Below are 13,750 nucleotides of genomic sequence, written 5' to 3'. Positions count from 1 at the left end.
CTTAGCTGGTCTTCAGGGTCATCTCGTACAGGTCCGCGAAGGATGCCGCGACGTGCGCGGCCAGGGGGCGGGCCGCGTCGGAGTCGGCCCAGCACCGCCAGGCGTGGCGGAGCGCGGCCACGGCCACCAGGGTGAACAGGAGCGCACGCTGCTCAAGCTGCGCCGACCCGGCGCCGAGCTCGGGGTGGTCGACGACGAAGCGCCGGGTGACGATCTCCTGCAGTCGACCCTCGAAGTTGCGCAGGGTGGCCATCCGCATCCCGAACAGGTAGGGATTCTCCTTCATGACCTGACGCCGCAGCTGGTGGATCTCCCGGTCACCCTCGGTGTTCCTGAGGCTGACCGAGAGCAGCGCGGCCAGCTGGGCCAGGATGTCCCCCTCGGGGCCGCCGTGCACGAAGGCCTCGATCTGCTCTTCGGACGCGAGATCGAGTTCGTCGCCGACCAGCGCGGCATCCTTCGAGGGGAAGTAGTTGAAGAAGGTGCGCGGCGACACGTCGGCGAGCCGGCTGATGTCCTCGACAGTCACCTTCTCGAGCCCCCGATCGCAGGAGAGCGTCAACACGGCGCGCTGGATGGCGCGTCGCGTTGCGAGCCGCTTACGTTCGCGTAGGCCCGGTTCCTCGTGGTGCAGCGACATGCCTCAATTCTTACACAGCGCGCAAATCTGCAGCCAGGCGGATGCTCAGCACATCGGGTCTTCGGCCGGAACCGTGCCCTTCAGCAGGTAGTCGTCGACGGCCGAGTTCACACAGTCGTTCGATTTGTTGTAGGCGGTGTGCCCCTCGCCGGTGAAGGTGACGAGGTGTCCGCTGGCGAGCTGCTCCGACAGGTTCTCGGCCCAGACATAGGGTGTGGCCGGGTCGTTGGTGGTGCCGATGACCAGGATCGGGTCGGCCCCCTCGGCGGCGATCTCGGACCGCTCCCCGTCAAACTGATAGGGCCAGTTGGCGCAGCCGATGTCGCCGAACGCCATGTACTTGCCGATCGTCGGGGCGGCCTGTTCGATCTCGGCGGCCTGCGCGCGCATCGAGGCGGGATCGTCGTTGTAGCTGTAGTCCACGCAGTTGATGGCCAGAAAGGCCTCGGTCGCGTTGTCGCGGTAGGTGCCGTCGGCGGACCGGCCGTTGTAGCCGTCCGCGAACTGGAAGGCCATGTCGGCGTCGCCCTGCAGAACGCTCGCGAACATCTCGCTCAGGTTCGGCCACGCGGTGGCTTGGTAGAGCGGGTAGATGATGGCGGTGAGCAGCGTGTTCGCGCCGAGTCGACGGCCGTCGGTGGCCGTGATCGGGCTGACGTCGACCGAGGCGAGCAGGGATCCGATGATAGTCATGGCCTCGTCGACGGTGCCGTCGAAGGGGCACTCCTCGCCGGCCAGGCAGTCGGCCAGGTAGGAGCGCAGCGCATTCTCGAACCCGGTGGCCTGCACCCGGGTCACATCGGCGTTGCTGGTGGACGGGTCGAGGGCGCCGTCGAGGGCGAGGCGTCCGACCCGCTCGGGGTAGAGGTCCGCGTAGGTCGCACCGAGGAAGGTGCCGTAGGAGTAGCCGAGGAAGTTGAGCTTCTCGTCACCGAGCGCGGCGCGCAGCAGGTCGAGGTCGCGGGCTGCGCTGAGGCTGTCGACGTGTGCGAGCAGGGGGCCGGTGTTCTCCTGGCAGGCGGCCCCGAAGTCGACGGCGGCCGTCGACAGCTCCTGGATCCAGGCGTCGCTCCCCCGCACCGCGGCGGGCAGGCCGTAGAGGTACTCGTCCATCTCCGCCGGTTCGTAACAGCTCACCGCCGAGGAGCGGCCCACCCCGCGCGGGTCGAAACCGACGACGTCGAAACCGGCCTGCAGCTTCGCATCCGTGGCGTAGTCGAGGGAATCCTTCACGAAGTCGTAACCGGAGCCGCCGGGGCCTCCGGGATTGACCAGCAGGGAACCCACCCGGGTGCCCGTGGCCGGATGCCGCACCAGCGCCAGGTCGACCGTCTCGCCGCTGCCCGGGGCGGCCCAGTCGAGCGGCGCCGAAGCCGTGGTGCACTGCAGGCCGGAGTCGCAGTCCGCCCACTTCAGCACCTGGTTATAGAACGGTTCGAGGTCGGCGTCGACCTTCTCCCCGGTCGGGACCGAGGTGGTCGGCGCCTGCTCCGGCAGGAACAGCGGCACGCAGCCGCTGAGGCCCATGGCGAGCACCAGTGCCAGGGCGGTGGCCCTGGCACGCACCGACAGGGTGCGCACGCGAGTTCGTCTGGTCAACGGATTCCCCTTCTGGGACGTGTTCTCGGTCACCGGCGGATTGCCGATACGAGCATGGCCTCGAGGGCCAGCGCCGGCGCCACGTTCGATTCGATCCGTTGCCGGGCTTGGGCGATCGCGTCCAGGGTGAACAGCGTGGCGGCGGGCGCACAGACGGCTCCCGCCGCCCGCACTTCCCCTAAGAGTTCCCGGTTGATGACGCTGGTCTCCCGGCCGAGCTGCACCATGATCACGTCGCGGTACAGCGACGTGAGGTCGACCAGGATGCGGTCGATCCCGTCGCGGAGGCTGCGGGTGGCCCTCCGCTTCTGGTCGTCTTCGAGGGCCTTGATCTGGCTGCGCAGTCCGGGCGGGACCGACTGTCCCGGCTCGACGCCCAGGGAACGCAACACGCCCTCGCGCTCAGCGGCGTCGCGCTCGAGCGTGATCGCCTTTGCGTCGTCACCGGCGATGGCGAGCAGCCGGGCCGCCGCATTCACCGCCGCCGACACCCCACGGATGCCGAGGGCCGCCCGCAGGGTCTCCTCGCGTCGCGCTCGCGCCTCGGGGTTCGTCGCGAGGCGGCGGGCCATGCCGATGTGGCTCTGCGCCTCCCGCGCGGCCCGTTCGGCGGTGGCCCGGTCGACACCGTCCCGGGCCACGAGCAGCTCGGCGACGTCGTCGATGCTCGGCACCCGCAAGCGCACCGATCGCACGCGGGACCGGATCGTGGGCAGCAGGTCGGCCTCGCTGGGAGCGCAGAGGATCCACACTGTGCGCTCCGGCGGCTCTTCCAAAGCCTTGAGCAGAACGTTGGAGGTGCGCTCGACCATGCGATCGGCGTCTTCGACCACGACCACCCGGTAGCGGCCCACCGATGGCGAGTACTGCGAGCGCTTCACGGCCTCTTTGACCGAGTCCATCTTGATGATGACGCCCTCGGTGGAGAGCACGGTCAGGTCGGGATGCGTCCGGGCGTCGACCAGGCGGCGGGCGCTCTCGTCGCCGGCCTCGGTGCCGGGGCTGAGCAGCGCGGTCGCGAAGGCGAACGCGAGGTTGGAGCGGCCCGAGCCGGGCGGCCCGGTGATCAGCCAGGCGTGCGTCATGGCCGATCCGGCGCGCCCCTCGGCGTCTCCGTCACTCGGACGTTCGGCCGCCGCGCGGAAGATCGCGATCGCTCTCGCCTGACCCGTCAGGCCATCCCACACAGTCATCGGACCAGAGTACCTTTCGTCGGTGACAGAGGGCTTAGAGCCCGTCCAGCCGGCGCCGTCCGCTGGTTGCGCCCCCGGCAGAGCTCGTCCAGTCGGCGCATTCCGTCCAGCCGGCGCAGCACCGCGCCTGGTGCCGAACCAATTCGACGGAGATTTTGCCGAAAACGGCCGGTTTGGGGCCGAAAACAGGGTCCAGGGCCAAAATCTCCGTCGAATTCGCACGGCGCACAGCGCACAGCGCACGGCGAGCCCGCGCGTGAAACGGATGCCGCCGCAGCGGCGGGCCACCGGGCAGCGGCGGCCTCGGACATCCGTTCACACCATCCCTAGAGCAGCGCGGCGACCCGGTCGCGGATGACGGCGGCGATCTCGGCCACCGGACGCTCGGCGTCCACGACCAGAATCCGCTCCGGCTCGGCGTCGGCCAGGGCGAGGAACGCGGCGCGCACCCGGCGGTGAAAGTCGCTCTTCTCCGCCTCGAGCCGGTCGAAGGGCTTGTTCTCGGCGTCGAGTCGGCCGCGCGCCACTGTCTCGTCGAGGTCGAGCAGCACGGTCAGAGCGGGCAGCAGTCCCTCCGCCGCCCAGAGCGACAGATCACGCACCGCGGTGGCGTCGAGCACCCGTCCGGCACCCTGGTAGGCGACGGATGAGTCCAGGTAGCGGTCCTGGATCACCACTTCGCCGCGGGCGAGCGCCGGCCGCACCGCGGTCGCGATGTGCTGGGCCCGGTCGGCGGCGTAGAGGAGCGCCTCGGCCCGCGGTGCGATCTCGCCGCGGTGGTGCAGCACGATCTCACGGATGGCGCCGCCGACATCCGTTCCGCCGGGCTCGCGGGTGCGCAGCACGGTGCGCCCGCACTGCTGGAGCCAATCGGTGAGAAGCTCCGACTGGGTCGTCTTGCCGCACCCGTCACCACCCTCGAGGGTGATGAACAGCCCGGCAGCGGCGGTACCGGTCGCGGCTTCCGGAACTTCTCGGGTCACGACAGCGACGATGCCTGGGTCGCGGCCTTCGCGGCCGCGGTGGCCGCCCGGGTCGCCGCGGCCTTGGCCGCCGTCGCGGCCTTCTGAGCCGGGGTGCGCTGAGCACGCACCGTCGTGGTGGCACCCGACGGAGTCGGCTTTGTGACGACCGCCTTCCGAGCCGGGGCTTTCCTGGCCGCCGCCTTCTTCGCGGGGGCCTTCTTGACCGCCGTCTTCTTGGCCGGGGCCTTCTTCGCCGGCGCCTTCTTGACGGCCGGGCCCTTGGCGCGCTTGTCGGCGAGCAGCTGCACGGCGCGGTCGAAGTCGACCTCCTCCACCGTCTCGGCTTTCGGGATGGTGGCGTTGGTGATGCCGTCGGTGACGTAGGCGCCGAACCGGCCGTCCTTGACCTTGATCGCCTTGCCGCTTTCGGGGTCGGGAGCCTCGAACTCTTTGAGCGCGCTCGACGCCCGCCGGGCGCCGTACTTGGGCTGGGCGTACAGGTCGACCGCACCGGCCAGGTCGATCTCGAAGATCTGGTCCTCGCTGGTCAGTGACCGGGTGTCCACGCCCTTCTTGAGGTACGGGCCGAACTTGCCGTTCTGGGCCGTGATCTCCGCGCCCGTCTCCGGGTCGAGGCCGACCACGCGCGGCAGGGCGAGCAAATGCAGGGCCGTGTCGAGGTCGATCGTGGCGAGGTCCATGGTCTTGAACAACGAAGCCGTGCGCGGTTTCACCGCGGCGACCTTCTTCGCCGGGGGCTTGCGCTTGGGCTTCGCGGCCGCGGCCGCCGTTTTGGTCGTGGAGGCAGCTTCGGCGGCGGCCGAATCGGCCAGCAGGGTCACCTCGCCGGTGACCGGGTCGATGGTCTCGCCGGGTTCAACGACCTCGACCTCGGGCTCCAGTTCGGTGACGTAGGGGCCGAACCGACCGTCCTTCGCCACGATCCGCTTGCCGTTCTCCGGGTTCTCGCCGATCACGCGGTCGGTGATGACCGGCGCATCGATGAGTTCGCGGGCTTTCGCCGGGGTCAGCTCGTCGGGGGCCAGGTTCGGCGGGATGTTCACCCGGCGCGGCGGGGCATCCGGTGCCGCGCCCGGGTCGATGACCTCGAGGTAGGGACCGTACTTGCCGATGCGCAGGGTGATGTCGTCGCCGATGGGCATCGAGTTGATCGAGCGCGCGTCGATCTCGCCGAGGTTGTCGATGACCTGCCGCAGGCCGCGGTGCTTGTCGGAACCGAAGTAGAAGCTGGTCAGCCAGTCCACCCGGTCGGCTTTGCCGTCGGCGATGCGGTCGAGGTCGTCTTCCATCTCGGCGGTGAAGTCGTATTCGACCAGGTCGGAGAAGTACTCCTCGAGCAGGCGAACGACGGAGAAGGCGATCCAGTTGGGCACCAGCGACTGGCCGCGGGGGGTGACGTAGCCGCGCTCGGTGATCGTGGAGATGATCGACGCGTATGTCGAGGGGCGGCCGATGCCGAGCTCCTCGAGCTTCTTCACCAGGCTCGCCTCGGTGTAGCGGGCGGCCGGGGTGGTCTCGTGGCCCTTGGCTTCCACGTCGAGCAGGGTCAGCTTCTGGCCCTCTTCGAGCGGCGGCAGTTTGGACTCGGTGGCGTCGGTGGGTGCGTTCCGCTCCTCGTCACGGGATTCCTCATAGGCCAGCATGAAGCCGCGGAACGTGATCACGGTGCCGCTGGCGGCGAATTCCGCGAGCACCCCGGATGCCGCGGGGTGCGTGGACGTGCCGGTCGGCCCGGCCGCGATGGTCACCGACGCGGTCGAGCCGGTCGCGTCCGCCATCTGCGAGGCGACGGTGCGCTTCCAGATCAGGTCATAGAGCTTGAAGTCGTTGCCGCGCAGGGTGGAGGCGAGCGACGGAGGGGTGCGGAACGTGTCACCGGACGGACGGATCGCCTCGTGCGCCTCCTGGGCGTTCTTGCTCTTGCCCTTGTACAGGCGAGGCTTGTCGGGCACCGTTTCGGGGCCGTAGAGCGCCGCCGCCTGGGTGCGCGCGGCCGTGATCGCCTGCTGCGACAGCGACGGCGAGTCGGTTCGCATATAGGTGATGTACCCGTTTTCGTAGAGCGACTGGGCCACGCTCATGGTCTGGCGGGCGGTGAAGCGCAGCTTGCGGGCCGCCTCCTGCTGCAGGGTCGAGGTGGTGAAGGGCGCGGCCGGGCTGCGACGGTAGGGCTTGGCGGTCACCTTCGTCACGGTCAGGGCGACCGACGGTTCCTTGAGGGCGGTGGCCAGGGCGAGGGCGGATGCCTCGTCGAGCGTGACCGCCGTCACCTTGGGTTTCAGCCGGCCGAGGTCGTCGAAGTCGCCGCCGGAGGCGATGCGCTCCCCGCCCAGGCGCACGAGCTTCGACTGGAACGCGGAATCCGTCCGGGACGCGCCGGGAGCGAGCTGGGCGATCAGGTCCCAGTAGCCGGCCGACACGAACGCGAGGCGCTCGCGTTCGCGCTCGACGACGAGGCGGGTGGCCGCGGACTGCACGCGGCCGGCGGACAGGCCGGGGCCGACCTTGCGCCACAGCACGGGGGAAATCTCGTAGCCGTAGATGCGGTCGAGGATGCGCCGGGTCTCCTGCGCGTCGACGAGGGCGGTGTCGAGGTCGCGGGTGTTGTCCTTCGCCTGCAGGATGGCTTCCTTGGTGATTTCGTGGAAGACCATGCGCTTGACCGGCACCTTGGGCTGCAGGACCTGCAACAGGTGCCAGGCGATGGCCTCGCCTTCGCGGTCCTCATCAGTTGCGAGCAGGAGTTCGTCGGCGTTCTTCATGGCCCGTTTGAGTTCGGCCACGGTCTTCTTCTTCGCGTCGGACACGACGTAGTACGGCTCGAAACCGTTTTCCACGTCGACCGAGAACTTGCCGAGTGGACCCTTTTTCAGTTCGGGTGGCAGGTTCTTGGGCTCGATCAAGTCGCGAATATGACCGACCGAGGACAAGACCTCGTATCCGTCGCCCAGGTACGCGGCGATCGATTTCATCTTCGTCGGCGATTCGACAATGACCAGCTTCTTAGTGCCTGGCACCAGACTCCTCTTTATAGGTACGGGTCCAAGTGGGCCATGGCACACCATACACACTTCAATATGGTGCCTGCCTAATCGACCACGCCGCGCGAGACCATTGGGGGTTGCCAGGCCTGCGCTGCCGGAGACAATTGGAGCATGGCGAATTCAGCGACGGGCACGTACACCGCGAAGCTCACGGACGGCCCCCTCCAAGGCAAGACAGTCACCACCCAGTTCCTGGAATCCGGCGATCCCCGGCCGCGGATCGAGATCCCCGCCGACGGCAGCAAGCGCTACCTCTATTTGCGCGGCTCCGGCCTCGAATTCGACTCCAGCACATTCCCGGATCGACCCACCGCCGTGGAATATCGCTACATCGAGGCCCTCTTCGACTGAGCCGCCGGCCGCTCTCCCGCCGGCAGAGACGAGGTCAGCCGGCGGGGCCGACGGGCGAATCGGGCGGCCCGGCCCGTGCCTGCGCGCCCAGCTCGAACCCGAGGTAGCCGCGCACCGCGGTCACCGATGCGATCAGCCCGTCCACCGTGCAGACGGTGACGGATGCCCCGTTCAACCTTGCGGCTTCGGCCGCCGCCGCGCAGGGAACCCCGGCCACGGCGCCCGAGGCGGTGTCGGCGGCGGCAAGCGCCGCGGCATCCGCTGCCCCCTGCACCGCCTGGCCGACCACCAGCGCGGCGAACAGCGGCAGCAGCACCGCCGTCAGGAGCATGACCGCGCCCAGCACCCCGACAGCAAGCACCGTGCCCGAGCCGCGCTCGGGTGCTGACCAGTGCCGCCGCACACCCCGGCGAGTCACGGTCCGCCGCCGCCGTACAGCCCGGGAAGTCAGCGTCCGGGACCTCCCCCGGCGGGGCCTCACCGGCCACCGCCGAGCGCGCAGGACCCGGCCCGGAGCGTAAGGCCGAAGGCCGCGAAAGCGCCGAACGAGCTCGGTGCGCGCAGGTTTACGCAGACGAACTCACCCCGGCGCTCCGGGGTCATCGAGGCACCCCGCACCGCCCGCTGCACCAGCCCAGAGGCCCGGTCGACGCTGTCGCCGCGGGAAAGGGACCGGGCGGCGTCGGCCGCGGCATCCGTGAGGCGCACCTGCTGGCCGATCACCTGCAGGGCGCCCAGGCAGCAGGCGAGCACGAGCAGTACGGCTGGGACGACCGTCGCGAACTCGGCGGTGATGCTGCCGCGGTCGCGGGGGCGGTCCCTGGGGCCGGGGCGGCGCCGCGGGCGGCTTCGGGCGCTCGGGGCGTCGTTGGAGTGCCCGCCGGAGTGCCCGTCGGAGTGCCCGTCGGGCCGGCGGCTACCCCACGGAAAGCGCATTGCGCACCAGATCGGTCAGGATGCCACGCACCTCGTCGCCGCGCAGGATGACGATCAGCAGGCCGGCGAATCCGACCGCCGCCATCGTGGCGACGGCGTATTCGGCGGTGGCTGCACCCGTCTCGGCGTGCAGGCCGCGCGTAAGCCGGAACCGGTCGGGGCGCGGAAGCCGGGGTGCCGGTGCCGCCCCGCGGAGAGAATCGTGGCCGAGACCAGGGTCGGTGGTCGGTTCGTTGGTGGGCATTCGTTCGTCTCCTTCTCGCGTCGGGCGACGCGGTGTGTGGGCGGCACGAGTGGTCTCAGACTGGCGCGGGCGAGGGCGGAAAACCGACAGCCGCTCGCTTCGGTGCAAAACTTCAGAAAACGAGCACTGTGGACGAGAGGACGGTCATCAACAGTGGCAGCACTCCGATCAGCATGAATGCGGGCAGCACGCACACCCCGAGCGGGATCATGAGCGTGACCGCGAGGGTGGCGACCCGGTGCTGGCCGTCGCTGCGGGCCTGCCGGCGCAGCTGGTCGGCCTCGCTTCGCAACAGCTCCGCGGCGGGAACTCCGGCGCGCACCGACAGAGCGAGCACCTGGTCGATGCTGGCCGCCGAGTCCGTGCGGTGCAGGGCGAACCGCTCTGCCGCCGCGTCGACCAGGGTTCGGGCGCGGTCGACGGAGCCGCCGCCGGTCATGGCAATGGCGGTGAGGTCCAGTTCGAGCCCGGGGGTCGGGTCCCGTGCCCGGGCGGAGTTCACGAGCCACCGGTTCCAGCGGTCCGCCGCCACCATGAGGGCGCCGCCGCCGGCGAGGCAGGCCCAACCGGGTGCGGTGAGGAACAGCGTCTGCAGCGTGTTGAAGCCGAGAAGACTGCCGAACAGCACACCGACGACCGGCAGGAACGCGACCATCCGTGCCGTGGCGCTCGGACCGGCGAGCGCCACGGCGAGGTCGGCGTGCAACTGGCCGAGGTCCCGGAAGGATGACGCCAGTTGCCGCAGGCAGGAGGCCAGCGGCGCTCCGGCCTGGGTGGCCACCTGCCAGGCCGCGGCGAGGCCCAGCCAGGCGGTGCCGATCTGGCCGCCCAGTGCGCGGGCCTCGGCGGCCACGGCGTCGGCGATGTTGTCGCCGCGGCGCCCGGCGTCGGCCGCCGCCCGGATGATCTGCGCCCCCGATGAGGGCGGTGTCGGCGACAGAGACTTTTCGCCGACGGGGTGCGAAGCGACGGGTTCGAGGTAGGCCCACGCGGATGCCGGGGAGACGCCGGCGGCGAGGAGAACCGCGATGCGTTGGGTCACCTGCGCCACCTCCTCGATGGCCGGGCTGGCCGGACCCTGCCGTCGCCTCACGCCGAGCCACGTGCCGACTCTCATTCCGACTCTCCAGTGTCGGCGGGCGCGGCGGCCCGCCGCCCGTGTGTGCGGACCGGTCTGGGCGGGCCGGACTCCCCCGGGGCCAAGCGGTTCCCCGGGGACGCGGCGATCACCTGCAGGCGGTCCCGGGCGTCCAGCGCGAACCGGCCGAGCGGGGCGAGCCGGCGGCGGCCCTCGCGTCGCTCGAGGTGCAGCACCAACCCGATCGCGCTCACTGCCTGCCGGGCCACCGCTTCCGGACTCAGTCCGGCGAGAGCGCCGAGGGCCTCGAGTCGGGCCGGAACGTCGTGCAGGGAGTTCGCGTGCAGGGTGCCGGCGCCGCCGTCGTGGCCGGTGTTGAGCGCGGCCAGCAGCTCCCGGATCTCGGCACCGCGGCATTCGCCGAGCACCAGCCGGTCGGGGCGCATCCGTAACGCCTCGCGAAGGAGACTTTCCAGGCCGATCCGGCCGGCCCCCTCGAGGTTCGGCTGGCGAGCTTCGAGCGCCACGACATGCGGGTGGTCGATGCGCAGTTCGGCGACGTCCTCGATGGCCACGATGCGCTCCCCAGGCGGTGCCTCGCCCAGCAGCGCCGCGAGCAGGGTGGTCTTGCCGCTGCCGGCGGCTCCCGTGATGAGCAGGTTCTCGCGCCGGTGCACGGCCGCGCGCAGCCGGTCGGCGACGGCGACGGATGCCTCCCCCACCCCGAACAGACCCTCGGCGGCGAGCGCGGCCAGGCTCAGCCGCTCGGCACGAGGCAACCGGATGGACAGCAGCGTGCCCGTGCTCGACGCCGGCGGCAGCACCGCATGCACCCGGATGCCGTCGGACAGCCGCACATCGACGCAGGGGCTGGCCTCGTCGATGTGTCGCCCACCGAGTGCGATCAGGCGCACCGCCAGTTCCCGCACAGCCGGTTCCGGGCTGCTCCACTGCGGGTCGTGCAGCAGCCCGTGGCCGGCGTCCACCCACAGCCCGGCGACGCCGTTGACGAACAGATCGGTGACCTCGCCGTCGGCGGCAAACTCGGCGAGCGGGCCGAGCACGGATACGTCGAGGTGCCGGATCGCCGGGAGCACACCGGGGCTGGGCACACCGGGGCTGGGCACACCGGGCGGCGGGGCATCCGTGCGGCGGTCGGGAGCGTCGACGGAAGGGCGGGCAGGCACGGCCCTGCGATACGACGGGACGGCGACGAACGGCTCGGGCATGCCCCGACGTTAGATCGGCGGTGGGAGCGCCGCCGGCCCCTGCGCCGGATCGAGGAGAACCCGAGCCGACCGCCGACTGGGGAGGACCGGGACGCACCACCGCGAAAAACCACCGGTTAAAAAAGGGGGGCGGCACCTATTGGGGGGAACAGGTGCCGCCTCGGCCGTGCGCTGATTGGGGGGAACCAGACACACCGCAGGTCAAAACTTTCGTTCGGACGAGAATCAATGTACAAGGGGAATTACAGATGCGCAAGTCCCCTGTGTCCTCATAAATGAGGACACAGAACCCGGGCGCCTGATGAGACCACAATTGGGGGTGGGAACTCGCCGCAATTCTGCGCAACCTGGGCGACACAGGTCGCCGTGTAGGGTTCAGGAGGGGCTTGATTATCGCGCCCGATACACGCAGCGCATCGCAAAGGAGCGACATACGTATGAGCGTCAAGATCGATAACCTTCTCCATGAATCCCGCAGATTCCCGCCGACACCGGAATTTGCCGCACAATCCATCGCGAAGCCGCAGATCTATCAGGACGCCGCGGACGACCGTTTGAAATTCTGGGCTGACCAGGCCCGCGAGCTTCTGCACTGGCATAAGCCGTTCACAAAAACCCTGGACTGGACCAATCCACCGTTCGCCAAATGGTTCGAAGACGGCGAATTGAACGTGGCCTGGAACTGCCTCGACCGGCACGTGCTGGCCGGCAACGGCGACCGGGTGGCGCTGCACTTCGAGGGTGAGCCGGGAGACTCCCGCGACATCACATATGCCGAGCTCACTGCCGAAGTGAAGCGTGCTGCGAATGTGCTGACAAAACTCGGCGTGAATGCCGGGGACCGCGTCGCGATCTACCTGCCGATGATCCCGGAGGCCGTCATCTCGATGCTCGCCGTGGCCCGCATCGGCGCCGTGCACTCGGTCATCTTCGGTGGTTTCAGCGCCGAAAGCCTCCGTTCGCGCATCGATGACGCCAGCGCCGTGCTCGTGATCACCGCCGACGGCGGTTACCGCAAGGGCAAGGCGTCCGCTCTCAAGCCGGCCGTCGACGCAGCTCTGGAGGGCGGCGAGACCACCGTGCGCAACGTGCTCGTGGTCAAGCGCACCGACGGCTTCGTGGAGTGGTTCGACCGCGACCTGTGGTGGCACGACGAGCTCGCCTCGGTCGCGGGAGAGCATGAGGCGCTGGGCTTCCCGGCCGAGAACCCGCTGTTCATCCTCTACACGTCCGGAACCACCGGCAAGCCCAAGGGCATCCTGCACACCACCGGTGGTTACCTCACGCAGGTGGCCTTCACCCACAAGAACGTGTTCGACCTGCACCCCGAGACGGATGTCTACTGGTGCACCGCCGACGTTGGCTGGATCACCGGCCACAGCTACGTGGTCTACGGCCCGCTCGCCAACGGCGCCACCCAGGTGCTCTTCGAGGGCACCCCGGACACCCCGCACCCCGGCCGGTGGTGGGAAATCGTTGAGAAGTACAAGGTGAGCATCCTGTACACGGCGCCCACGGCCATCCGTACCTTCATGAAGCTGGGTCGCCAGATCCCGCAGGGCTTCGACCTGACCAGCCTGCGCCTGCTCGGTTCGGTGGGCGAGCCCATCAACCCGGAGGCGTGGATGTGGTACCGCGAGGTCATCGGCGGCAATGTCGCGCCGGTGGTCGACACCTGGTGGCAGACCGAGACAGGCGCGATCATGATTTCCGCCCTGCCCGGTGTGACGACGACCAAGCCCGGATCGGCGCAGAGCCCGATCCCCGGCGTCGTGATCGACGTGCTCGACGACGAGGGAAACCACGTGGGCCGCGACAACGGTGGCCTGCTCGTGGTGACCGAACCGTGGCCGTCGATGCTGCGCGGCATCTGGGGTGACCCGGAGCGCTTCAAGGAGACGTACTGGGAGAAGTTCGGTTCGGAGAACCCGCGCTACTTCGCCGGTGACGGCGCCCGCCTCGACCGGGACGGTGAGATCTGGCTGCTCGGCCGGGTCGACGACGTGATGAACGTGTCGGGGCACCGCCTGTCCACGGCCGAGATCGAGTCGTCGCTGGTGGCGCACCCGATGACCGCCGAGGCGGCCGTGGTCGGCGCGCACGACGACACGACCGGCCAGGCGGTGGTGGCGTTCGTCATCATCAAGTACAGCCACCTGGAGGAGTCCTCGCACGCGGACATCCAGGCCGTGCTGCGGGCGCACGTGTCCCAGCAGATCGGTGCCATCGCGAGACCCCGTCAGATCTTCATCGTGAGCGAGCTGCCGAAGACGCGCTCGGGCAAGATCATCCGGCGTCTGCTGCAGGATGTCGCGGAGGGCCGCGAGGTCGGCGACACCACCACCCTCGCTGACACCTCGGTGATGACGGCGATCATGTCCACCCTGAAGTAACCGGCGTCTAACCAATTCGCTCGGGCACGCACCCGAGCAGACACGCACCCGAGTAGA

Annotated in this window: 12 protein-coding genes; 2 read left to right on the top strand and 10 right to left on the bottom strand. The window is 69.6% G+C overall.

Features of this window, described 5'->3' with window-relative positions:
* Position 1: 1 nt before the first annotated feature.
* The 5 genes from E3O18_RS13160 to topA form a co-directional block, all read right to left on the bottom strand.
* Entirely contained in the window at positions 2-640 is a 639-nt protein-coding gene (locus E3O18_RS13160) for a TetR family transcriptional regulator (RefSeq protein ID WP_134395647.1), read from the bottom strand.
* A 45-nt stretch (positions 641-685) separates the two neighbouring features.
* Entirely contained in the window at positions 686-2,239 is a 1,554-nt protein-coding gene (locus E3O18_RS13155) for an alpha/beta hydrolase (protein ID WP_241978193.1), read from the bottom strand.
* Between the two features lie 29 nt (positions 2,240-2,268).
* The gene (locus E3O18_RS13150; protein WP_134395648.1) at positions 2,269-3,432 is read right to left on the bottom strand and encodes a DNA polymerase III subunit delta'; all 1,164 of its coding nucleotides are present in this window, start codon (positions 3,430-3,432) and stop codon (positions 2,269-2,271) included.
* A 326-nt stretch (positions 3,433-3,758) separates the two neighbouring features.
* On the bottom strand, positions 3,759-4,415 hold the full coding sequence (tmk, locus tag E3O18_RS13145; RefSeq protein WP_134418291.1) for a dTMP kinase: 657 nt from the start codon (positions 4,413-4,415) through the stop codon (positions 3,759-3,761).
* Positions 4,412-7,435: a type I DNA topoisomerase gene (gene topA / locus E3O18_RS13140; protein ID WP_134395650.1), complete on the bottom strand. Its 3,024-nt coding sequence runs from the start codon at positions 7,433-7,435 to the stop codon at positions 4,412-4,414. The genes tmk and topA overlap by 4 nt, the downstream gene beginning before the upstream one ends.
* Positions 7,436-7,573: 138 nt before the next feature.
* Between topA and E3O18_RS13135 the strand changes: the two genes are divergently transcribed.
* Entirely contained in the window at positions 7,574-7,813 is a 240-nt protein-coding gene (locus E3O18_RS13135; protein ID WP_134418290.1) for a hypothetical protein, read from the top strand.
* Positions 7,814-7,847: 34 nt separating this feature from the next.
* Here E3O18_RS13135 and E3O18_RS13130 read toward each other — a convergent pair whose 3' ends face one another.
* The 5 genes from E3O18_RS13130 to E3O18_RS13110 all read right to left on the bottom strand — a co-directional run bounded on the left by E3O18_RS13130 (position 7,848) and on the right by E3O18_RS13110 (position 11,300).
* Positions 7,848-8,231, bottom strand: coding sequence for an Rv3654c family TadE-like protein (locus E3O18_RS13130; RefSeq protein WP_241973528.1), 384 nt, complete (start codon positions 8,229-8,231; stop codon positions 7,848-7,850).
* Positions 8,232-8,290: 59 nt separating this feature from the next.
* On the bottom strand, positions 8,291-8,749 hold the full coding sequence (locus E3O18_RS13125) for a TadE family protein (protein WP_134418289.1): 459 nt from the start codon (positions 8,747-8,749) through the stop codon (positions 8,291-8,293).
* Positions 8,730-8,882, bottom strand: a complete 153-nt coding sequence (locus E3O18_RS16630) for a DUF4244 domain-containing protein (protein ID WP_241973530.1) — start codon at positions 8,880-8,882, stop codon at positions 8,730-8,732. The genes E3O18_RS13125 and E3O18_RS16630 overlap by 20 nt, the downstream gene beginning before the upstream one ends.
* Before the next feature lie 223 nt (positions 8,883-9,105).
* Positions 9,106-10,110, bottom strand: coding sequence for a type II secretion system F family protein (locus E3O18_RS13115; protein ID WP_134418288.1), 1,005 nt, complete (start codon positions 10,108-10,110; stop codon positions 9,106-9,108).
* Complete coding sequence (locus E3O18_RS13110) at positions 10,107-11,300, bottom strand: TadA family conjugal transfer-associated ATPase (protein ID WP_134418287.1); 1,194 nt, start codon at positions 11,298-11,300, stop codon at positions 10,107-10,109. Before E3O18_RS13110 ends, E3O18_RS13115 begins: the two co-directional genes overlap by 4 nt.
* Positions 11,301-11,737: 437 nt before the next feature.
* Between E3O18_RS13110 and acs the strand changes: the two genes are divergently transcribed.
* Positions 11,738-13,693: an acetate--CoA ligase gene (gene acs / locus E3O18_RS13105; protein ID WP_104170784.1), complete on the top strand. Its 1,956-nt coding sequence runs from the start codon at positions 11,738-11,740 to the stop codon at positions 13,691-13,693.
* Positions 13,694-13,750: the final 57 nt, after the last annotated feature.

This window comes from Cryobacterium sp. TMT2-42-4, assembly GCF_004402645.1.
GTDB classification, from domain to species: domain Bacteria; phylum Actinomycetota; class Actinomycetes; order Actinomycetales; family Microbacteriaceae; genus Cryobacterium; species Cryobacterium sandaracinum.
This window is presented reverse-complemented; position numbering and strand designations above follow the sequence as displayed.